This is a genomic window from Hyphomonas beringensis (assembly GCF_000682755.1).
Taxonomy (GTDB): Bacteria; Pseudomonadota; Alphaproteobacteria; order Caulobacterales; family Hyphomonadaceae; genus Hyphomonas; species Hyphomonas beringensis.
On record NZ_AWFF01000033.1, the window covers coordinates 39725 to 60242 of the forward strand.

Annotated in this window: 20 protein-coding genes; 10 read left to right on the forward strand and 10 right to left on the reverse strand. The window is 58.1% G+C overall.

All coding sequences use genetic code 11. From position 1 onward, the window contains the following. Genes HY29_RS08025 through HY29_RS08040 form a run of 4 tightly spaced genes read right to left on the reverse strand, consistent with a single transcriptional unit; the run spans position 1 to position 3652 of the window. Positions 1–777, reverse strand: a complete 777-nt coding sequence (locus HY29_RS08025; protein WP_034795331.1) for a crotonase/enoyl-CoA hydratase family protein — start codon at positions 775–777, stop codon at positions 1–3. A gap of 10 nt (positions 778–787) precedes the next feature. After that, complete coding sequence (locus tag HY29_RS08030; RefSeq protein ID WP_034795332.1) at positions 788–1492, reverse strand: DUF4336 domain-containing protein; 705 nt, start codon at positions 1490–1492, stop codon at positions 788–790. Continuing rightward, positions 1482–2417 (reverse strand): alpha/beta fold hydrolase, encoded by a 936-nt coding sequence (locus tag HY29_RS08035; protein WP_051601297.1) that lies wholly within the window; start codon positions 2415–2417, stop codon positions 1482–1484. Before HY29_RS08035 ends, HY29_RS08030 begins: the two co-directional genes overlap by 11 nt. A gap of 53 nt (positions 2418–2470) precedes the next feature. Next, positions 2471–3652, reverse strand: coding sequence for a vWA domain-containing protein (locus HY29_RS08040; RefSeq protein WP_034795333.1), 1182 nt, complete (start codon positions 3650–3652; stop codon positions 2471–2473). Positions 3653–3800: 148 nt separating this feature from the next. On the opposite strand from HY29_RS08040, the gene HY29_RS08045 reads away from it, so the two are divergent. The 3 genes from HY29_RS08045 (at position 3801) to HY29_RS08055 (ending at position 6328) form a co-directional block, all read left to right on the forward strand. Then, on the forward strand, positions 3801–4556 hold the full coding sequence (locus HY29_RS08045) for a hypothetical protein (protein ID WP_034795334.1): 756 nt from the start codon (positions 3801–3803) through the stop codon (positions 4554–4556). An 80-nt stretch (positions 4557–4636) separates the two neighbouring features. After that, entirely contained in the window at positions 4637–5518 is an 882-nt protein-coding gene (locus tag HY29_RS08050; protein ID WP_162176689.1) for a mechanosensitive ion channel family protein, read from the forward strand. 54 nt (positions 5519–5572) lie between these two features. Further along, on the forward strand, positions 5573–6328 hold the full coding sequence (locus tag HY29_RS08055) for a DUF2270 domain-containing protein (RefSeq protein WP_051601299.1): 756 nt from the start codon (positions 5573–5575) through the stop codon (positions 6326–6328). Positions 6329–6445: 117 nt separating this feature from the next. On the opposite strand, the gene HY29_RS08060 is transcribed toward HY29_RS08055, so the two are convergent. Further along, positions 6446–7315, reverse strand: a complete 870-nt coding sequence (locus HY29_RS08060; protein ID WP_034795338.1) for an AAA family ATPase — start codon at positions 7313–7315, stop codon at positions 6446–6448. Positions 7316–7712: 397 nt separating this feature from the next. Here HY29_RS08060 and flbT point away from each other — a divergent pair, with 397 nt between their 5' ends. From flbT to HY29_RS08075, 3 genes are read left to right on the forward strand one after another with little or no spacing between them, the layout of a single operon-like run. Next, the gene (gene flbT, locus HY29_RS08065) at positions 7713–8099 is read left to right on the forward strand and encodes a flagellar biosynthesis repressor FlbT (protein WP_034795341.1); all 387 of its coding nucleotides are present in this window, start codon (positions 7713–7715) and stop codon (positions 8097–8099) included. Continuing rightward, positions 8099–8410, forward strand: a complete 312-nt coding sequence (locus HY29_RS08070; protein WP_034795344.1) for a hypothetical protein — start codon at positions 8099–8101, stop codon at positions 8408–8410. The genes flbT and HY29_RS08070 overlap by 1 nt, the downstream gene beginning before the upstream one ends. 9 nt (positions 8411–8419) lie before the next feature. Then, positions 8420–9067 carry a MarC family protein gene (locus HY29_RS08075; RefSeq protein ID WP_034795347.1) on the forward strand — a complete coding sequence of 216 codons (648 nt, stop codon included), beginning with the start codon at positions 8420–8422 and terminating at the stop codon, positions 9065–9067. Between the two features lie 42 nt (positions 9068–9109). Here HY29_RS08075 and HY29_RS08080 read toward each other — a convergent pair whose 3' ends face one another. Then, positions 9110–10408 (reverse strand): hypothetical protein, encoded by a 1299-nt coding sequence (locus HY29_RS08080; protein ID WP_034795350.1) that lies wholly within the window; start codon positions 10406–10408, stop codon positions 9110–9112. A 281-nt stretch (positions 10409–10689) separates the two neighbouring features. Here HY29_RS08080 and dksA point away from each other — a divergent pair, with 281 nt between their 5' ends. Further along, a complete protein-coding gene (dksA, locus tag HY29_RS08085; protein WP_034795436.1) occupies positions 10690–11106 on the forward strand; it encodes an RNA polymerase-binding protein DksA in 417 nt (138 codons plus the stop codon). Positions 11107–11338: 232 nt separating this feature from the next. After that, a complete protein-coding gene (locus HY29_RS08090; RefSeq protein ID WP_081811291.1) occupies positions 11339–12562 on the forward strand; it encodes a FliM/FliN family flagellar motor switch protein in 1224 nt (407 codons plus the stop codon). A gap of 8 nt (positions 12563–12570) precedes the next feature. Here the strand turns inward: HY29_RS08090 and HY29_RS08095 are convergent, their stop codons facing one another. From HY29_RS08095 to HY29_RS08105, 3 genes are read right to left on the reverse strand one after another with little or no spacing between them, the layout of a single operon-like run. Continuing rightward, entirely contained in the window at positions 12571–13587 is a 1017-nt protein-coding gene (locus HY29_RS08095) for a TerC family protein (RefSeq protein WP_051601301.1), read from the reverse strand. 58 nt (positions 13588–13645) lie between these two features. Next, positions 13646–14293, reverse strand: a complete 648-nt coding sequence (locus tag HY29_RS08100) for a YceI family protein (RefSeq protein ID WP_162176690.1) — start codon at positions 14291–14293, stop codon at positions 13646–13648. Positions 14294–14295: 2 nt separating this feature from the next. Then, on the reverse strand, positions 14296–16110 hold the full coding sequence (locus HY29_RS08105) for a DUF885 domain-containing protein (protein WP_241765167.1): 1815 nt from the start codon (positions 16108–16110) through the stop codon (positions 14296–14298). Between the two features lie 265 nt (positions 16111–16375). On the opposite strand from HY29_RS08105, the gene HY29_RS08110 reads away from it, so the two are divergent. Then, on the forward strand, positions 16376–18967 hold the full coding sequence (locus HY29_RS08110; protein WP_034795360.1) for a response regulator: 2592 nt from the start codon (positions 16376–16378) through the stop codon (positions 18965–18967). A gap of 88 nt (positions 18968–19055) precedes the next feature. Here the strand turns inward: HY29_RS08110 and HY29_RS08115 are convergent, their stop codons facing one another. After that, positions 19056–19790: an alpha/beta fold hydrolase gene (locus tag HY29_RS08115; protein WP_034795363.1), complete on the reverse strand. Its 735-nt coding sequence runs from the start codon at positions 19788–19790 to the stop codon at positions 19056–19058. A 77-nt stretch (positions 19791–19867) separates the two neighbouring features. Between HY29_RS08115 and HY29_RS08120 the strand changes: the two genes are divergently transcribed. Continuing rightward, the gene (locus HY29_RS08120; RefSeq protein WP_034795366.1) at positions 19868–20485 is read left to right on the forward strand and encodes a S24 family peptidase; all 618 of its coding nucleotides are present in this window, start codon (positions 19868–19870) and stop codon (positions 20483–20485) included. Positions 20486–20518: the final 33 nt, after the last annotated feature.

Sequence of the window (20518 nt, forward strand, 5' to 3'; positions counted from 1 at the left end):
CTAGTCCTGGCTGAAGCTGCCCGCGCGGCCCTGGCCTGAGGCAAAGCGGCTGGCGCCTTCCACGGCGCTGCCCGCACGCAGAACGTCCCGGCCGCCTTCGATTTCTGCCTTCAGGGCTGCCGGCATATCCAGGCTCCATTGCTGCAACGCAGACAGCCTGTCGGTTCGCATGCAGAGTTGCGGGAAGCTGGCAATGCGCTGTGCAATTTCCACCGCTTTGGGGAGCGCGGTCTCTTCCGACGTTTCGTAATTGGCAAGGCCGATCGCCATGGCCTCTGCCGCGTCCACTTCTCGACCGGTCAGGATGATGTCCATCGCCCGCGAGGCGCCGATAAGACGGGACAGGCGTATCGTACCGCCATCAATCAGGGGCACGCCAAAGCGCCGGCAGAAGACGCCGAATATTGCCGATGGCGAGACCACGCGAAGATCACACCACGCGGCCAGTTCAAGTCCACCTGCAACGGCATATCCGTCGACGGCTGCAATAACGGGTTTGGACAGCATCAGACGGCTGGGGCCCATTGGGCCGAAATCGCCTTCGGTCTCAACCCGGTTGCCCTTGCCTTGGGCAACGGCTTTCAGATCTGCGCCCGCGCAGAAATTGCCGCCTGCACCCGTCAGGATCGCCACGCTCAGATCTTTATTGGCGTCAAATGTTTTGAACGCGTCATAAAGGGCTGAAGCTGTCTCTGAATCGACTGCGTTACGCGCCTGCGGTCTGTTGATGGTGACGATCAGAATGTCCTGATCCTGATGGGTGGTGACCAGATCCATATGAGTTTCCCTATTCTTTCAGCAGCCAGCTGAAGGCCCGGCGGAGGAAGGCATCCGCGCCCGTATCAATCCACTCGCCATGCGCCATGATGACATGCTCAGGTTTGCGGCCAATCAGGCGGAGAATGGTCTGGCGTGCAGATGATCGGTTGATCCAACTGAGCCTCCATTCCAGCGGTGCGTAGCCTTTGCCTTGCACAATGCCCCAAACATTGGCGATCATGCGTTGCCAGCTTTTCCAGTATCTCTCCAGAAAGGATTGCGAGAAGTTCTCTGACAGGTCTGCAAAGATTGCCGTGCCCGAAGCCGTGTGAAGGAAGGCGACCTCATCCATGAAGAGAGAGCCTGTGAACCAAAACTGATCGATCACGCCCTGCCAGTCTGCAGGCGGAGTGTGCTGCAGGGCAGGTTCAAACTTTAGGTCTTTGCGTTTCTTGATGGTTGAGGCAGGGCCCCAGAGCTTTGCATCCGGCCAGGCGGCTTTCCAGTCCTGAAGGAAGAGATGGTGGATTTTGTTCGGGCTGATGAGATGTGCCACGCGCCCTAGGGCGTTGACGGCTTCCTTCAATTCATCTGTCAGCTGAATGGGTGACCAGACCCAAAGCGCTCCATCCGGCAGGCGCACGATCACCATGCGGGTCGAATAGGGATAGCCATAGAAGTTCACATTTGGCCCGTCGACCAGCCAGATGTTTTCCTCGACCTCAGTCAGCATTTGCTGGGCCTGTTGGGGTGGTGCGTCCCAGGAAGGGAATGATCCGGTTTAGCAGAACAGGGACGACTTTCTCTGGCAGATCATGACCCCATTTTTCGATGATTTCAAATTCTGCATTAGGAATGCGCCGGGCAATGTCGCGCCCGCCTTCAGGATTGATCAGGCGGTCCGCTGCACCGTGAAGCACCAGGGTTGGTTGCGTCACCGTGCCAAGACGTTCATGCCAGCGGGGTTGCGCCAGCAAGGCTGCAAACTGCCGGGCCAAGCCGAGCGGGCGATTGGCGCGCTGGACATCCGCAATCGCGGACGCGCGCAGTTCCGCATCGGAATTACGAATATCCGGATGCGAACCAATTACGTGGTAGGTCTGTACGGCCAGGTCGCCGATGGCTTCAAGCGTTTCTGCCTCCGGTTCTGCTGTCAGAGCCTCCAGCGCGTCATCCGATGTTGGTGGCAATTCCGGGTCGCCGGATGTGGTCATGACGGGGATCAGCGTGCGCACGCGCTCTGGATGGTTCAGGGCCATCAGCTGAACAATCATGCCGCCCATTGAAAGCCCGAGTACATCCGCCTGATCAGCGCCGAGCGCTTCAATCAGCGCAGCGGCATCTGCCGCCATATCGTCCAGCACATAGGGCACTTGCTCATGCACCGGAGCGCCCTCTGCCGCGCCCTGCATCAGGGCCTCCATGGGCGGAGGAACTGTCTCTTCCAAACCGGGATATTCTGCTGCAGTGGTCAGGCCAATGTCCCGATTGTCGAAGGTGACAACCCTGCGGCCTGCATCAACAAGGGATTGTTTGAAACTGTCAGGCCATTCCGTCATCTGCCCCATATAGCCTGATATGAGCAGGATCATCGGATCATCTGGTGAGCCGATATCTTCGTACTCGATATCCAGTCCGTTGGCCTTGATGCGTGGCATACCTGTCTCCCTCTATCCGTTACGAATAGTGTAGGACAGGAGAGTGAAGAGCGCTAGCGGCTGAGTTCCTTCATGGCCTCATCCAGGCCTTCCAGAGTCAGCTCGAACATCCGGTGCCCGCCGATCAGTTCACGGATCAGCTTGATGGAGCCGGTATACTCCCATGCGCCTTCCTTGACCGGGTTCAGCCAGACAAGGTTTGGATAGCGTTCGACGAAGCGCTGGATCCAGATGCCGCCAGCCTCTTCATTCCAGTGCTCGACCGAGCCGCCTGCATAGGTGATTTCATACGGGCTCATCGTGGCATCGCCAACGATGATGACTTTATAGTCTGACGGGAACTTGTTCAGCACGTCCCAGGTCGGGATGCGATTGTTCAAGCGGCGGCGATTGTCTTTCCACAGGCCTTCATAGGGGCAGTTGTGGAAGTAGTAGTATTCTAGGTTCTTGATCTCGGACCGTGCGGCGGAGAACAGCTCTTCCATGATCCGCACATAAGGGTCCATCGATCCGCCGACATCCAGCAGAAGCAGGACAGAGACCGTGTTGCGCTTTTCCGGGCGCATCTCGATATCGAGATAGCCCTTGCGGGCCGTGTTGCGGATCGTCTGGTCCAGATCCAACTCGTCATGCGCACCGGTGCGGGCCCATTTGCGCAGGCGCTTCATGGCGACCTTGATGTTCCGTGTGCCGAGTTCGACACTGTCATCGTAGTTCTTGAATTCTCGCTTGTCCCACACCTTCACGGCGCGGCGGTGGCGGGACTTTTCCTGGCCGATGCGCACGCCTTCAGGGTTATAGCCATTCGCGCCGAACGGGGAGGTGCCGCCTGTGCCGATCCATTTATTGCCGCCTTCGTGACGCTCTTTCTGTTCCTTGAGGCGCTCCTGAAGTGTTTCCATCAGCTTCTCAAAGCCGCCCAGCGCTTCGATCTCGTCCATCTCTTCCTTGGACAGGAATTTCTCTGTCATTTTGCGCAGCCATTCTTCCGGCAGGTCCTGCACGTCAACGGCATCGGCCAGAGTGTCTAGCCCCTTGAACGTATGGCCGAACACCTTGTCGAACTTGTCGATATTGCGCTCATCCTTCACCAGAGCTGCGCGAGAGAGATAGTAGAAATCCTCCACATCCATATCGATCACCTGCTTGTCCATCGCCTCCATCAGGGCGAGGTACTCCTTCAGGGTGACGGGCACTTTGGCTTCGCGCAGCTCATTGAAGAATTTCAGGAACATGGGCGGATCTCTTTATATGGCGTTCGTTGGCAAGATAGCCTCCGCAGGGGCCTATGTCCAAGCTGACGCTGGGATAAGCGGGCAAGTCTGCTGCAGAGGCTTTGGCAGCGCTCATCCAGCGTTCACCTGCATTTGCTAGGAGGGCGGTATGAAATCCCTTGTTCTTGCTGCCACTTTTGCCGCTTCCGGTCTTGTCGCAGGGCCTGCCTCTGCGCAGCTGATCAGCCCGTGCGGGCAACAGGATGAGACAGAATGCATGCTGGAATCGATTTGGGTTGCGGCAAGTGTCCTGCCGCCGGAAAAGCAGGACCGCGTGAAGCGGCCGTTTCTTTATGTGGTGGCTGAGACGCATGATGCTGCCCTCACGCGCGAATGGTCTCGCAGGCTCAACAGCGCGCCAATCCTTCCCCGTGAAGGCCCCGGCTATGCTGGGCGAAAGGCGCGGGGCGTGTTGGCAGAGGGAGGCTGGGATGATTTCCTCCAGAAGGCGCGCTCGGGAAGCGCTCCCTTCAATATTGGCCGCCCGGAAATCATGGCGGAAGGTGCACGGCTGGCCGAGACGCCCGCCCTCCGCGAGCGTATTGTCAGCGCCATGTTCGAGCTGGCGGGGCCGCCGCAGGGCGGGAAGGGGCTAGAGCGCTCCTTTGAGCAGGCCGATTTCGGTCACCTGCTGGCAGAGCTATCAATGGAGGCGTGTAATCTGCAGGATTTTGACCGCGCCGTGAGGCTGACTGCGACGCCAGACTCCCTGCGCTATGCCTTGTGGCGTGCCCGAATTACAGGAGATGCCTCGCCTCTGGCCGCGAGGATCCGGAATGAGGCGGATGATCAGGATACGCGACACGTCCGCGCCGTTCTGGAAGGGTATGCTCCTATTGTCTCCCGCGGCTACTGTCCTGATTGAGCGGAACTTCTCGCTGCGTCATGCGTTCAGGGCGCATGGAATTTACCCCCATAGATGATTTGAAAACAGCCGTAGAAGGTATGGCTACGGGCTTTTTCAAAAGTCTGCCTGCTCTGATTCTTGCTCTCATCATTCTCGTCCTGACCATTGTTGCGGGTCGTATTATACGGGCCGTTGTCACGGCAGGTATGAAGCGCGCTCATGTGCGCAGCGCCCTGATCACGCTCGCCCAAAATCTCATTTCCATTGTGGCCTGGATCATCGGCCTGGCGCTCGCCGCCCTGGTTGTCTTCCCGTCTGTTTCTCCCGGTAATTTGGTTGCCGGGCTGGGCCTTACGTCTGTGGCCATAGGTTTTGCCTTCAAGGATGTCTTTTCTAACTTCCTGGCAGGCGTTGTGATCCTCGGTCGCAAGAAGCTGCGCATCGGTGACGTGATCGAGTGTGAAGATGTCTATGGCCGCGTGGAGAATATCCAGATCCGGGAGACGCATGTCCGCCAAACGGATGGGGAACTGGTGATCGTGCCGAACTCCTATCTGTTCGACAATCCGGTCGTCATTCAGACGGATCGCGGCTTGAAGCGGCAGGAGCTTGTCGTCGGCGTGGATTATGACACTGACATGCGGAAGGCGAAATCGGCTCTGATGGAAGCGCTCAAGTCGTGCGAGACCGTTAATCAGAATGAGCAAATGCAGGTGCAATGTGTCTCATTCGGTGGCTCCTCCATCGATTTCAAATTGTTCTGGTGGGCCGATAGTCGCCCGGCTGACCAGCGCGCGACCTATGATGAAGTCGCTTTTGCGGTGAAAGACGCTCTGGACGAAGCTGGCATCACGATCCCGTTCCCGCAGTCCACATTGTCCTTCCGGCCTGAGGCTGTGCCTATCCCGCTAAAGGGCCTGGCGTCCAAAGAGACTGAGGAAGAAAGTGAAGACGAGGCAGAGTCCCGTAAAAACAAGTGATAACGGGACGCTTTGCCCCTTGGCGCGAGACTGACTCGCGCCATACTATGCCTCATGAGCAGCGACATCGAGTTTTCAGAGGATCCAGAGGGTGATCCGCCAGAGGCCATTGCGGGTAGCAAGGAGGTCGGTGCGTTGGCCCACCTCTACCGGGCGGAAGTGTACCGCTCGACCATATGGCGGCAGCGTCTTGACCAGACAACAAATTGGGCCGTGATCACGACAGGTATTGGCCTGTCTGTATCTTTCTCTTCTGCCAGTGCCTCCCCATTCCCCATCGTTCTGGTGGGGGCTTTGTGCATCATGTTCCTGATGCTGGAGGCGCGGCGCTATCGGTTCTTCTATGTCTGGCGGTTTCGCGCGCGTGTGCTGGAGATCGCTTTCTATGTGCCGATGCTGCGCGGGCAGGGGGCCAGGATCCCTCTGGATCGTGGCACAGCGCTCTCAGACGATTATGAAAAGCCGCAATATCGGATATCTTCCTTGCGGGCGATCGGTCGTCGCCTTCGCCGGAATTATGGGTGGATTTTCGCTATTCAGGGCGCGGCCTATTTCGCCAAGATCGCCATTCATCCGACCGATGTGCTCACATGGGACGAGTATGTACGGCGCGCGCACCTTGGCCCCATACCGGGCCTCATTGCTATCATTTGCGGCCTGTTGTTCCATGTTGGCTGGATCAGCCTTGCCTGGAAAACCTGGCTTGATGAGCGCGGCGACAAGACAAAGATGGAAGACTTTCTGAGAAGCCGTTCCGACGTGAACCGCCGCCCCAAAGCGCACCCTCTGGGAGAGATCAAACAGGATTAGGGGACGCTGTTCTGTGCGATAATGCTCAACACAACCGGAAGCCCCTGAGGTTCAGGTAACAGGATTCTTAACTGCAAGCGCCGCCTGCAAAGCAGGCGGGTCTATCAGAGCGTCTGCTTAGCCCGCAGGCCCTCTGCGGCCGCCGCCTTCGCCGCGACGTGCGAGGAAGGCGAGGCGTTCGAACAGGGCGACGTCCTGCTCATTCTTCAGAAGCGCGCCATGCAGCGGCGGAGTCAGACGCTCAGGGTCTTTCTCTTTCAGCGTTTCGAGGTCGATATCCTCGTTCATCAGGAGCTTCAGCCAATCGAGCAGCTCACTGGTCGATGGCTTTTTCTTCACGCCCGGCAGTTCGCGCATGGCGTAGAATGTGGTCAGTGCGTCTTTGACCAGTTTCTGCTTGATGCCTGGATAGTGGACATCGACGATCTCCTGCATCGTTTCCTCGTCCGGGAACTTGATGAAGTGGAAGAAGCAGCGGCGCAGGAAAGCGTCCGGCAGTTCCTTCTCATTGTTGGAGGTGATGATCACGATCGGGCGCTGTTTTGCCTTCACGGTCTCATCCGTCTCGTAGACATAGAACTCCATACGGTCGAGTTCCTGGAGAAGGTCGTTCGGGAATTCGATGTCGGCCTTGTCGATTTCATCGATCAGCAGGACAGGGCGCTTGTCGGCGGTGAACGCCTCCCACAGCTTGCCCTTCTTGATGTAGTTCTTGACGTCTTTCGCGCGCTCTTCACCCATCTGGCCGTCGCGCAGTCGAGAGACCGCATCATATTCATACAGGCCCTGATTGGCCTTTGTCGTGGATTTGATATGCCACTCAATCAGTTCGGCGCCGAGGGCCTTGGCCACTTCAACGGCCAGAACGGTCTTGCCGGTGCCGGGTTCGCCCTTGATCAAGAGGGGGCGTTCCAGAGCAATCGCGGCGTTGACGGCCACTTTCAAATCATCCGTTGCGACGTAATCCTGGGTGCCTTCAAAGCGCATGAATTCTTCCTCATCTGGGTCTGGCTACACAATAGACGGGCCACCCTGTGGGGCAAGCGCTTACGTGGCGAAAGGGCAGTGACGCGCTGCAGCAGGGATTTAATTATCTGCTGCCTGGACCGCGTGGTATATAGATATGGCCATGCGCGCCGCCGCAGAAGCTCAAGCTTCAGATCAGCGCCGCGCGCTCCGGTTGGTTGGCCTGATTGGCTGGATAGTCCGGAGATGCTGCAGGCCTTATGACCCTACGCATCCGTGACACGGGCGCATGGCACTTTACCCCAATCCGTATTCGGGACAGTTCGGTCTCATTCTGGCACAACTAACGAGATCGCAATTAAGCGTTAACGCCTTTCTGCAAATTTCAACAAAACATGCAGGATCGGATTCGCACGCCATGCCCTTGAAGCTGTCCCTGAAGCCGGGTGAAACATTCGTTGTAAACGGTGCGGTCGTGCGCAATGGCGACCGGCGAGGCGTCTTGCTGCTGGAAACGCATGCGCGGGTTCTGCGCGAGAAAGACATCCTGCGCCCCAACGAAGCCACCACGCCGGCTGGGCGGGCCTATTTCGCCGTCATGCAAATGTATCTGCTGGGAGAAGTGGACGGCCCGGCCTATGCGCAGGCCGCTGAAGCCTTGGCGAGCATGCTGGCGAGCTGCCAGTCCGATGAAGATCGCGAAGCCGTGCTGGACATTTCCGCAGATGTTACCAGTTCCAACCTTTACAGGGCGCTCAGCCGTTGCCGCAAAATGATGGCGGCAGACGTGCGGGGAGCCGCCTGATGCCGGATGGAAGTCTGATGAGAGCCCACACCTTACCGGAAACGCCCCCCGTCAGCCTGGATGAGGCGATCTCTCGCCTGGAGGCCGGGCAGGGGGAAGACATGATCGTGGATCTTGGGAATGGCCGGACGGCCTCGGCAGACGGGCATCGGGGCAATGAAGGCCTCCTTCAACGCCTGCGCGGGCATCGCATGATGTTGGCCCTCGCTTCAGGCGCAGCCGATCTTTCCCGGTTCGAGACAACTCCAGACAAGGTCAGCGTGGCCCCGATGGTGCAGGAAATACTCGACGCCGCCACGCAAAAAGATTAGGGCGCGCGCATGAGCGCTGACCTTATCTCCCTTTTTACCGCGACATTCGTCACATTCTTCGTCCTGATAGATGCATTGGGCGTTGCACCCGTGTTCGCAACGCTGACCGCTCAGGGCAATGCCGCTTATCGCCGGCAGATGGCGTTCAAGTCCATTTTCGTGGCCAGCATCATCATTTTCGGCTTCGCCTTCGGCGGCGCGTGGCTGCTGAATGCCATGCACATCTCGATTGATGCCTTCCGGGCTGCGGGCGGCATTCTGCTGTTCCTGATCGCGCTGGATATGGTGTTTGAAAAGCGGACCGAGCGCCGGGAGCACCGCGCTGAAGAGCATCTGGATAGCCACAACGCAGATCCAGAGCCAGACGATATTTCGGTGTTTCCGTTGGGTATTCCCATGGTTGCCGGGCCGGGCTCTATCGCCACGGCCATGTTCTACATGTCTGAAAAGTCTGACTGGGTAGAGAAGGGCGTTGTGCTGTCCGCCATCGGCCTGAACCTTTTGCTGACGCTGGTCATTTTCCTGATTGCAGGCCCGCTGGTGCGCATGATGGGCGCCAGCGTGGCAGGGGCCCTGACGCGGATTCTGGGCGTTATCCTTGCGGCCCTGTCGGTTCAGTTGCTGATCGACGGCATTCAGGGCGCTTTCGGTATTTAAAGCTCCACTGCCTGCGGCCTGTTTCAGTTCTCTTTTGTCTTTTTAGATGCCTGCCGGCTCTACGCGCTTCTTTGGAAGGCGGACATTTCGGCGGAAGGTCGCGATCATCACATAGAAAAGCGCGAGGCCCGATGCGGTCAGGCCCATGACCTGCAGCATCAGCTGGCGGGTCCATTTTATGCCTGTGTCGGCAATACGAAGCGCAGCCGGGCCTTCCTGTTTCACCAGGGCAACGGCGCGGTCTCCCCCCGCTTCTGTCAGCAGACGCACACGGCGCAGATCGGCCGTGTCCTTCACCGGCTCCAGCAGCGTGATGGCTGCTGACGGGCTGGTCAGCATGCCGATGCGGTCAATCTGCACAAAGTCAGCTTCCAGTTTCTCCAGGCCATGCGGGTCGAGGGATTCCAGGAAGGCTGCCTTGACGCGATCCTCGCGGACATTCGTTGTGGCCAGTTCCCCAAGCGCATCTTCAAGGGCAGGACGCAGCTTGCTGTCGGGAAGGGCGTCATTCAAGCGCTCTTTGAGGTAGGCGGTAAATTCCGGAGTCATACGGCGGGCACGGCGCGCTGATTTCAGAATGGAGGCTGCGCGGATATTCGTATCCGACAGGCCATCTGTGGCTTCTGCTTCCAAGAGGCCTATTGCCGTAATTTTCAGCGCGATGATGTCCACCCGGTCACCATCGAGCCAGCGCTCGGAATTGTTGGCCAAATCGGCAAATGTGCCCAGCAGCAGGAAGTGGCGGTTATTGCGGGAATTGGTGCTGACGGAGATGTCGCCGTCGGCTTCAGCTTCCGCCTCAGCCAAGGCGCCATCTTCCTCGGCGGGTGCCGTTTCAGGCGTTTCGGATGCTTCACTTGCCTCCGTGACAGGTGTCGGCTCAATACCGGAATCGCGAATACGGGCAGAGACCTGCGCTTCTTCGAATTTCAGCCCGATATCCAGTGGCAGCTTTCGCAGGGCGGCGGCGGCAAGGCGATCGTCGGCGCGCTCAAGGCGCACGCCGTTTGAATCGGCTTCCAGTTCCCGAACCGATTCCCTGTCCAGCATCTGGGGCGCCGCGAGCAGGAAGCCGCGCGCGGCTGCGACATCCATGTCGGTCAGCTCGCGTTCAACAATGTCGTGCCAGAATTTGTACTTGTCGCCAGCACTGCGGGGGGCAAAGGAGGCAAAGGCCTCATCCATGTTGCGGCGTGTCGTATCGATGGCTTCGATGCCCGGAGATTCCGAGAAGGTTGAACCGGAAAAAGCCGCAGCAAGGCTCTGGGCCGCGATGACAGGCATTAAAATCAACAAGGAGTTGAAGACCACTGCCTGCATCCAGCCGGAGGTCTTATCCATAGTTTTCCGGCGTCGGGGCATGTACGCTGAAACCATCAATCGGCTGAGTTTTGGACGAAGGATCATAGAGCGCGTCGTCGCCCTAAAGATCAAGTCCCGGCCTGTAAATTGCAGGTGAAAGCGGGAACAAACCAGTGAAAGATTGGTGATATTCTTTAAGAAAATACACGTTTTTGCCGCAATTGTCTGAAAACATTGACAAAAATTACACAGCAAGAATGATTGCAGTGAATCGCTGGGCGTTCTATATCCGCCCCCAAACAGAGTTAAGGTATGAAGCGATGAGTGTTGACCTCTCGGACGACTATCGCCCCTCGGAGGACGAGGACTTCATGAACGAGCAACAGCTCGCCTACTTCCGGAAGCTTCTCGAAACCTGGAAAGCCGACATCCTGGATGGTGCAAAGCAGACCATCAATAATCTTCAGGATGAGTCTGGCTCACTCCCGGATATCGTGGATCGAGCTTCGGCGGAAAGCGATAAGGCGCTGGAGCTGCGCACGCGGGACCGTCAGCGCAAGCTGATCTCCAAGATCGATGCTGCGCTGCGCCGGATTGATGATGGTTCTTATGGCTATTGCGAAGTGACGGGCGAGCCGATCAGCTTGCGCCGTCTGGAAGCCCGGCCGACAGCCACGCTCAGCCTGGAAGCCCAGGAACGTCATGAGCGCAAAGAGCGTACCCTGCGCGACGATTGATCCTTCCACAGCTTCAAAAAGATAACGGCGGTGACCCCGAAAAGGATCACCGCCGTTTTTTCATCAGCCCAACGCTTCGGCAGATATGCTTGACGCCTCATGCGTTGAAGACATCATGGCATGAAGGTCCAAACGATGTCTTACAGCATGGTAATCAAGGCCTTAACGCCGAAGTGTGATATTTAACAATAAGTGCTTCGCTGTTAACGCCGGAGGATCCGGAGACCTTTTCATGACTGATGACAGCCGCAGCGGGTGGGAAATTACTAACCAGTCGTTAACCGTATCAGGCGCAAAAAAGAGATTCACACAGGACCCGGCTGATACTCACATGCGCTCCACCTTGCCTCTCGCCGCCGATGACGGATGGGACATGTCTCCGAGACGTGAGGCAGATATCATGCTGGACATGCCCACCACGTTTGAGCCGATTACACCAGAGAGGCCGCTGCCGACGTCGCGCGGCGTGTTGAGCCCGGCTGAGATTGAAGCTCTGCTGCGTCCCAATTTGGATGACATGCCGGATATTCCGGAAGAGCCGGATGTCACCAGCGAAAAACCAATTCCTGACTTTGAACCACAAGCGCAGCCCCGGCTGCGCCCTGTTGCTGCAGCTCCAGCTGCTGCGGATGTGTCCGAAGATTCGCGCCGTCTGGCTGCGCGCCTGTCTCTGGCGCTGCGCGATGGCTGTGGATTGAAAGCGGCGGCAACTGTGCGTGCGGGATCAACAGGCAGTTTTGACCAGGCGCTTTATCCGGGCTCTGCGCCAGCAGGCTCTGCGATTGCCTGCTTTGCGGCGCCGGGCGGTGAGATTGCTGCAATGATGGTGCTGAGCGCGCCTCTGGTCAGTGCCCTGATCGAAACAGCCTGCGGCGGAAAGCCGGGAGGGCAGGGCGAACAGGAAGAACGTGTACGTCAGCTGACCCTGCTGGATACAGCGCTTCTGGAAGCCTTGGTGCGCCCCCTTGGGCCGGCCATCGCCCCGGCCTTGCGGTTTGCGCGTATCGAGACTGACGAAGAATTTGCGGCGGCCCTCGCCAACCCTGGCGACGCCTCCATTCTGGATCTTGATGTGCGGGTGGAGACGGTTCGGATGACGGCCCGCCTGATCCTGGCAGAAGATGATCTGTTTGATGCGGCTGACACGCCCAAGGCGAGGCGGGCTCAAACTGTAGAGGCGCCAGTTGAAGCCGCCCCTGTAGCTGAGGAGCCAAAGCCTGCGCCTGCTGCCATGACAGCTGTGCTGACAGCCCGCATTGCGTCTCTCAGTGTGCCAATGTCGCGTCTTTCAAACCTGAAAGCGGGCTCAACCCTGCTTCTCGGCGTGCCAGCAGATCAGCCCGTGGAATTGCTGACCGGCGGGCGTGATGGCCCGGTGGCAGCGGAAGGCCAGATTGGCCGCAAGGGCAATCGCATGGCCCTGCGCATCACCCGACGCACACAGATCCTGGGTTAGCGCTCTCTCTAATTTTGAGGGGGCTTGGCCGGTGTCTTGCGGTCCATATGCGCCTGCGCCCCGTCACGTGAGGCTTGCTCGGTGCCCCCGCCCAGGATCTCCGCTTCCTTCTGCGCCCATAGACGTTTCTGATACTTGCTGGAAATGATGTCCGTCACGACCAGTACGAAGATCACCAAATAGAAGGATGATTTGGACATCGCTTCGATCGTGTAGGTGAACAGGGTCATATGGGACAGGTGTGCGCCTTCCGTGACCAGCAGAACGCCGACTAGGAACAGGATGAACAGGCCGAGCACCTCATACATGCGGTTTTTCTTCAGGAAGTTGGCCACAGCATCTGCCATCAGGGCCATCACGACCCCCGATACAATAATGGCGATGGCCATGAGCCAGACCTGATAGTCCTTGCCAGGGCGGCAGCCGACGGCATCCGGAATAGGGGAGGAGATCAGCGCAGCCTTACAGTCTGTCACCGTGCCTTTGAATGTGCCGAGTGTCTCGCCTGCGGAATTGACGATCTTTGCGATCTCCACATTGGCAATCGCCATGGCTGACAGGATAGAGTCGAAAGAGAAAACCATGTTCATGGCCACGATCAGGAGGATGGCCTGAGTGACGGATTTGGATTTGCCCCCCTCGCTATGCTCAATGTGCTCCACAGTGAGCATGTGGGAGATTTCCTTGACCGCCGTGTAGATGATGAAGGCACCGCCCGCCAATGTGATGAGGCCCTGGAAGGTGAATTCCCCCTCGAAAATACCTGGCATATGGAAGCCGAACAGAGGTTCCGACAGGGCATCGAACAATGCCACGATGATAAACAGCAGAATGATCCGGAAGACGACGGCCAGGCCAATCCCCCAGCGGCGCACCATGGGGGCCTTGGCCTCGCCCACGCGTTTGGATTCGATGGAAATGTAGAGGAGGTTGTCAAAGCCCAGAACAGCCTGGAGCATCAACAGCATCATCAATGTGAACAAGCCTGATACCGTGAAGACTTCCGCAATAACCTCACCCAGCATTCATCGTCTCCCATAGAACAGTATTTTCTCCCCCCTCTTAGGGGAGACATGCATCAGATCAAGATACGTCGGGCTTGCGCAACAGTTCCGTTTCGATCTCCAGATGCACGGTGTCGGCCAGCAATCCGCTGAATTTACTGATCCCGAATTCGGTCCGGTCGATATCCCCACGAATGGAGAAGCCTGCAACATCGGCTCCACGCAGCCGATCATAGGCCGAGCCATTGAACTTGACCGACAAGGTGATCGGCGCGGACCGGCCATGCAGGGTGAGGACACCCTCAACATCCGCAGTCGTCTCGCCAGTCCGGATGATCCGCGTGGACTGAAACCGGGCCTGTGGATAGTGCGTGGCATCGAACCAGTCCGGCCCCATCAGGGTCTGTGCGAAATCCTCATTGGCGACGTCGAGTGAGGTCATGTCCACAATGGCTTCCAGCATGGCGTCTTCGGGATGTTTTGGGTCTCCCTTTAGCGTCACGTCGAAACGATCAAAACGTCCCACATAAGTGGAGAAATCCAGATGGTTGATCTTGAACAGCAGGGAGGCGTGTGCCGGATCAAGCTGCCAGTTTCCCCCTTTCATCTGAATGGTTTCAGTCTCGACATCCGGCTTCAGGAAGGGAGCAACGACAGAGGTGCACGCAGTCAGAGCCCACAGGCTCGCTGTTGCAAGTCCCAATCGGGTCAGTCTGCGTGCTGTCATTTTCATGCGTCCTTCTTCTCGTCGATCCATTCGTCGACATTTTCTTCCAGTATCTGAAGCGGCACCGCGCCATCCTTCAGAACCACGTCATGAAATTCGCGAATATCGAACTGGTCGCCCAGTTCCGCCTTGGCATGTTCACGCAGCTCAACGATCTTCAGCATGCCGATTTTGTAGGCCGTAGCCTGGCCCGGCATCACGATATAGCGCTCAATTGCCTTGCGCGCGTCACCTTCCGGGTTTGGCGTGTTGTCCATCAGATACTGGATCGCCTGCTCGCGCGTCCATTTCTTGTCGTGGATGCCCGTATCCACGACCAGCCGGGCAGCCCGCCAGATCTCCATCGCGAGGCGGCCGAAATCATCATATGGATCAGAGTAGTAGCCCATTTCCTTCGGAAGAAGTTCGGAATAGAGGCCCCAGCCTTCGGTGAAGGCCGTATACCCGCCAAACTTGCGGAAGCTCGGAATGCCGTCCAGTTCCTGGGCAATGGCGATCTGCATGTGGTGGCCGGGGATGCCTTCATGAAAGGCGAGCGCCTGCATCTGATAGGTCGGCATATCCTGCATGCGGTACAGGTTTGCGTAATAGATGCCGGGGCGGCTGCCATCCGGGGCAGGGCGGGAATAGAACGCCTTACCAGCAGATTTCTCGCGGAACGGCTCAACCGCTTTGACGATCATGTCTGCTTTTGGGAAGGTCTTGAATACGCTTGGCAGATCCGCCTTCATGCCATCAATGATTTCAGTCGCTTCGCTGAGATATTCCGCCCGGCCTTCTTCCGTATTCGGCAGGTAGAATTGTTCATCGGTCCGCATGAATTCGAAGAAATCCTGCAGGCTGCCTTCAAAGCCGACCTGTTGCATGATGCCGCGCATTTCATCCTGGATACGGGCCACTTCATCGAGGCCCAGCTGATGGATCTCCGCAGCGCTCTTGTCCGTTGTGGTCACCTGTTTCAGGCGCATTGCGTAATAGTCTTCCCCATCAGGGAACTTCCAGGCGCCATCATCCGTGGTGGCTGTTTTGGCTTGTTCAGTCAGTACGGCGATGGCGTTTTCATAAGCGGGGCCGACGGAGGTTTTCAGCGCGATTGCTGCGCGGTCCAGCAGATCTGAGGCTGTCTCCGCGTCGATATCGCCCTTGTCGAGCATGGCCTGTAGCTTGCCCCGGAAATCCTCCATCAGCGGGCTGTCCTCGCTGCCATCAGATATATCGCTGGTGAAGGGATAGCCCGTGATAACCCCTTGAGAGTCGCTCAGCACGTATGGGTACACGAAAGCCGGTGGCTGGATGCCCTGGCTGACGGAGTATTTCGCATTCTCGACACTCTGTCCGAGATATTCGCTGACGCCTTCAAGGCGGGAGATATAGGCTTCGGCATCGGACAGGCTGGCGACGCGGTGCTGGTTTACCAGGAAAGCCGGAATGCCGGATTGGGCGCCGAACATCTGGTTGAACGTGTAGCCATAGTGCCGATACGGGAAGGCGGCCTCGGCGCGGGCAAGCTCATACTCTGCCAGACGCCAGGAGAGCTGTGCCTGGTCATCCAGCTTGTCGAAATCGAAATTGTCCTTCATCTCGGCGATGTTCTGGCGCTGGATCTCCAGATCCTCGATTGCACGAGCATCGGTGATGTCATCCCATTTGCCATAATCAGTCTTGATGCCGAGATAGGTCTGCATCATCGGGCTGCGGGCCGCGGCATCCTGGAATTTCTCTTCAAACCAGGCGTTAAGACGCTCGCTCTCGGTTTCGGTCTCGACGGCTTCCTGAGCCATCTCCTGCGTTGCGGGCGCCGGGACAGTCTCTGCCATGTGCGTTCCGTTGCAAGCTGCCAGGAGGAGAAGGCCTGCTATGGCGGTGGAAGTCTGTCTCATGAAGTGCCTCGATTGCTCTGTGAATTCTGTAATTTCTACTGTTTGCCTTAACGGTTTTTTCGCTTTCATTAACCTTTGCCGTGCGAAACTGAATAAACTAGGATTCCGTCATGTCTGAGTCGGCAAGCTACGCCGGGCGAAGAAGGCGTACAGTAAACAGCGCGAAAAATTCAGCGCTGGCGGTAGGAGTGTAAAGCGACCCATGGATTCCCCAGACCAGGCGAAAGCGACCCCCGCAGAAGACCTTGAACTGGCCCCCGAGGCAAGTGCAACGTCTGCGAGCAATCAGATTGACATGATGCAGCTTGGCTTCTGGGTCTGCCTGCTCATTTCGATTGCAGCGGCGAGTGTGGCGCTGGCCTGGCCCGGCGCGTCGGGTGCGCCGGGGCCGATTCTGCTGATCGCCATGGCGTCTGGCGGCCTCGTCTTCCTGCTGTGGAGCGTGCGCGGCGCAGGTCGCATGCTGGGACTGTTCCCGGAGCGTGGCTCCATCGCGCGGGCGGCGCAATCTGGAATGCCTCGCTTCGGCTGGATCGAGGCGCTGGACGAGTCTGTTTTGATTGCGGACCAGGGCGGCGCCCCTGTCGCGGCCAATACTGCCTATCGTGAACTTACCAGCATGGCGCTGATGATGAACCAGTCCGAAGGGGCGCCTGTGACTGTCGATCGCCTTTTCGGGGCAAATCCGGGCCTTGCTGCACCTGTCTACCGTCTGTCAAAGGATGCCAAGATCGGCCATGCGCGCCGCGAAGTGCTGCCGCCGATCACGATCGGGCCCGAGAGTGTGCCGGCGCAATTTGAAATTACGGTCTCTCCGCTGCCACGTGAAAAAGTGCTCTGGAGAATTCGCCCGATTGCCGGGGACCGTGAAGCAACGGGCGCGTCTGACCTTAAGTCGCTTTATGTCGAAGATGCACCGATGGGCTTCTTTGCGGCCCGTCCGGACGGCACGATTACCTATGCCAATGGTTGGCTGCGCGACATGCTCGGTCTGCCTGAGACAGCGAAGAACATCCGCATTGATGACATCATGCGCCCTGAATTCGTGAAGATGCTGGCGCGTGACCGCAAGTCTGGCGCTGCTGGGCGTGTGGATATTCAGCTGCGCGGCCGTGACGGTGTTGAGCGTCCGGTACAGGCGATCACCACCTGGTCCGGCAAGGGCGCGGAAGCAACAGGCCGCACCATCATTCTGGCGAGCCAGCAGGTGATGAGCACGGGCGAAGACAGCAATTTCCGTGTCTCCACTGCATCGCGTCCGCCGCGCCCTGATGGCGACCCTATGTTTGATGACGCCCCGTTTGGCGCCGTCCGCCTCGAAGGGGCAAGCGTCGACAGCGCGATCATCATGGATTCCAACCGCTCCCTGATGGAAATCACCGAAGGCAAAGGCGCGCCAGGCGGCAAGTTCTCTGACCTCTTCCTTGTGGAAGAGGGGGAGGAGGCGCTGCATGGCCTGCTGGTGGATGCCATCGACAAGCCGGTCGCCCTCAGATTGGCCGGACGTGAGCCTAAGCACGTCAACGTCTTCGTCGCCCTCGATGGCGCAGGCCGTCCGTCTGTGGCGTACATCATGGACATTACCGAGCAGCGCGAACTGGAAATGCGTCTCGCCCATGGTGAAAAGATGCAGGCCATCGGCCAACTCGCTGGCGGTGTTGCGCATGACTTCAACAATGTGCTGCAGGGCATAATCCTGAACAATGAACAGTTGATGGTCCGCCATCCGCTGGGCGATCCGTCCTATCCGAACCTGAAGTCGATCCACGAATTCTCGATCCGGGCCAAGGATCTGGTCAAGATGTTGCTCGCCTATGCGCGTCAGCAGACCTTCAAGCGCGAAGTCTTTGCGGTGACAGACTTCATGAGCGAGTTCCACATCTTGCTTCGCCAGCTGCTCGACGAGCGGATCGAAATGGAAGTGAAGCATGGCCGCGATGTGCCTTATGTGAAGGCCGACAAGAACCAGCTGGAGAATGCCCTGTTCAACCTGGCCACCAATGCGCGCGATGCGATGCTGGCCCACAAAAATGGCGGCAAGCTGACGATCCGCACGGCGCGCTCCACAGGCAAGGAAGCGCAGGAGAAAGGCTTCTCCTTTGTCAGCGACGGCGACTACATGCTGATCGAAGTGGAAGATACCGGCCACGGCATGACCAAGGATGTCATGGACAAGATCTTCCAGCCCTTCTTCACCACTAAAGAAGCCGGCGTCGGAACAGGTCTGGGCTTGGCGACAGTTTACGGCATTATCAAACAGTCCGGCGGCTATATCTGCACCACGTCGAATGTTGGTAAAGGCACCACCTTCCATATCTACCTGCCTGCCCTGAAGGCTGAGGAAATTCCTGAGCCGGTAGAGATGACGCAGACGGAGAAAGTCAGCAGCCGTCCGATGGATATTTCCGGACGGGGACGGATCCTGCTTATCGAGGACGAAGACGGCGTTCGCGGTATTGCGGCCTCTCTGCTGCGCACCAGCGGTTATGAGGTGGAAGAGGCGTGCGATGGCGAAGAGGCAATGGAAATCCTTGAGGATCATCCGTGCAGTTTCGACCTGGTCATCTCCGATGTCGTCATGCCAGGCAAGGATGGTCCGACGCTGATCCGTGAGGCCAAGGAATTGCTGGGCCACGCCCGCGTCATCTTCATCTCCGGATATGCCGAGCGCGATATCGCGAAGCAGTTGGATGATGACCGTGCGGTCTCCTTCCTGCCGAAGCCATTCACGGTGCGTCAGCTGGCTGAGCGCGTGAAACAGGAATTGGGCAATCCCAGCAAGGAAGCTGCCTGAAAGGAATAGCTGAAATCTGACGATGGCCTGAAGCTTTAACGCTCAGGCCATCAGACGTTTCTGCTTATGCGGGAATGTGCCCCAGCCTTCAGACAGATGCCCAGAATTGCTTCAGGACTTCGGCAAAGGCTTCCGGCCGTTCTGCGCACGCCCAGTGACCGGCGCCCCGTTCCACATGTAACGGAATGTTCCACTTCTGCGAAAACCGTTCGGCTACGGAGAGGTCAACATACGGGTCTGTCTCTCCCCAGAATAGCTGGCCCTGTGCGGGTAGATTCTTCAGATCTTCCACCCACTCTCCCTTGAAGCGCAAGCCCACGGCCGAACGGTATAGGCTAAGAATGCATTGCCGCATCGTCTTGTCTATGAGCGGCACTTCTTGTTTGGCCAGATCTGTCGGCATTCCGCCCTGCATTAGGGCGGGCAGAAGGCGCTGTTTGTTCCGCATACCCAGCATGACCATCTCACCGACCAGAGGTGTCGCCCAGCGCCTGGCCATGGTGTGGCCGGAATAGTCAGGGTCAATCACGGCATTGGTAACGCACCAGCTGCGCACCAGATCTGGGCGCAGAGAGGTGGCTCTCAAAGTCAGGAGCGCGCCCCAGTCATGGCCGACAATGTCCACAGGCTCGCCAGCGGCTTCCATCTGGCCAGCCAGCCAATCGGCATAGGCATCCTTTGTGGCACTGAAGCCCTCCGGCCTTTCACAGCCAAAGCCGGGCAGGGCGGGCGCTTTGTAATCCGCCTCCGTCAGGCCAAGGGCTTGGACCAGAGGCCGCCACAAATGCGGAGTATCCGGAACGCCATGGACAAAAATAATCACACTGCTTCTCCCACCCTGTTGACAATAGGTTGATATTCCTATTTAGCAGGCAAGGCAACCATTGGGAATATTATCCCATGAAACATCGGGATATCTGGCGGGGCATTGACGCTCTGGCTGAGCATCATGGACTGACGGCTTCGGGCCTCGCGCGCCGGGCGGGGCTGGACCCGACGGCGTTCAATCCGTCCAAACGCCAAGGCGCGGACGGGCGGCCTCGCTGGCCCTCTACGGAGAGCCTTGCGCGCGTGCTGGACGCGGTGGGGCAGGGCTTTGATGACTTCGCCGCACTTGTGGATGGTCGACGAGGGGCGATCGCGCCGCTCATTGGGTTTGCACAGGCGGGTCAAGATGGCTTCTTTGATGATGCGGGCTTCCCGGTTGGCGGGGGCTGGGAAGAGGTTCGCTTTCCGGGCCTCGGCACGGAATCTGTCTATGCGCTGGAGATCAGCGGAGATTCCATGGAACCGGCCTATCGGGCAGGGGACCGCATTATCGTTGCGCCCGCCGCAGAGGTGAAGCCGGGTGACCGGGTTGTGGCAAAGACTGTGGACGGAGAGGTCATGGCCAAGGTTCTGGCCCGCAAGAACACCCGCACCGTGGAACTTGCCTCTCTGAACCCGGCCTATCCCTTACGGAGTTTCAAGCCGTCTGAGCTCGCCTGGATCGCACGCATCCTGTGGGCCAGCCAGTAATACGCTGATTGCATCCATTCTGCCATGTTTCGC

Coding starts and splice junctions, on each gene's coding strand:
- HY29_RS08075 (WP_034795347.1), top strand. CDS start 8,420: ATGAGCGCTGACCTTATCTCCCTTTTTACCGCGACATTCGTCACATTC.
- HY29_RS08035 (WP_051601297.1), bottom strand. CDS start 2,417: ATGCCACGCATCAAGGCCAACGGACTGGATATCGAGTACGAAGATATC.
- HY29_RS08080 (WP_034795350.1), bottom strand. CDS start 10,408: ATGGATAAGACCTCCGGCTGGATGCAGGCAGTGGTCTTCAACTCCTTG.
- HY29_RS08095 (WP_051601301.1), bottom strand. CDS start 13,587: ATGCTGGGTGAGGTTATTGCGGAAGTCTTCACGGTATCAGGCTTGTTC.
- HY29_RS08090 (WP_081811291.1), top strand. CDS start 11,339: ATGACTGATGACAGCCGCAGCGGGTGGGAAATTACTAACCAGTCGTTA.
- HY29_RS08025 (WP_034795331.1), bottom strand. CDS start 777: ATGGATCTGGTCACCACCCATCAGGATCAGGACATTCTGATCGTCACC.
- HY29_RS08070 (WP_034795344.1), top strand. CDS start 8,099: ATGCCGGATGGAAGTCTGATGAGAGCCCACACCTTACCGGAAACGCCC.
- HY29_RS08110 (WP_034795360.1), top strand. CDS start 16,376: ATGGATTCCCCAGACCAGGCGAAAGCGACCCCCGCAGAAGACCTTGAA.
- HY29_RS08030 (WP_034795332.1), bottom strand. CDS start 1,492: ATGCTGACTGAGGTCGAGGAAAACATCTGGCTGGTCGACGGGCCAAAT.
- dksA (WP_034795436.1), top strand. CDS start 10,690: ATGAGTGTTGACCTCTCGGACGACTATCGCCCCTCGGAGGACGAGGAC.
- HY29_RS08045 (WP_034795334.1), top strand. CDS start 3,801: ATGAAATCCCTTGTTCTTGCTGCCACTTTTGCCGCTTCCGGTCTTGTC.
- HY29_RS08060 (WP_034795338.1), bottom strand. CDS start 7,315: ATGCGCTTTGAAGGCACCCAGGATTACGTCGCAACGGATGATTTGAAA.
- HY29_RS08100 (WP_162176690.1), bottom strand. CDS start 14,293: ATGACAGCACGCAGACTGACCCGATTGGGACTTGCAACAGCGAGCCTG.
- HY29_RS08050 (WP_162176689.1), top strand. CDS start 4,637: ATGGCTACGGGCTTTTTCAAAAGTCTGCCTGCTCTGATTCTTGCTCTC.
- HY29_RS08040 (WP_034795333.1), bottom strand. CDS start 3,652: ATGTTCCTGAAATTCTTCAATGAGCTGCGCGAAGCCAAAGTGCCCGTC.
- flbT (WP_034795341.1), top strand. CDS start 7,713: ATGCCCTTGAAGCTGTCCCTGAAGCCGGGTGAAACATTCGTTGTAAAC.
- HY29_RS08120 (WP_034795366.1), top strand. CDS start 19,868: ATGAAACATCGGGATATCTGGCGGGGCATTGACGCTCTGGCTGAGCAT.
- HY29_RS08055 (WP_051601299.1), top strand. CDS start 5,573: ATGAGCAGCGACATCGAGTTTTCAGAGGATCCAGAGGGTGATCCGCCA.
- HY29_RS08105 (WP_241765167.1), bottom strand. CDS start 16,110: ATGGCAGAGACTGTCCCGGCGCCCGCAACGCAGGAGATGGCTCAGGAA.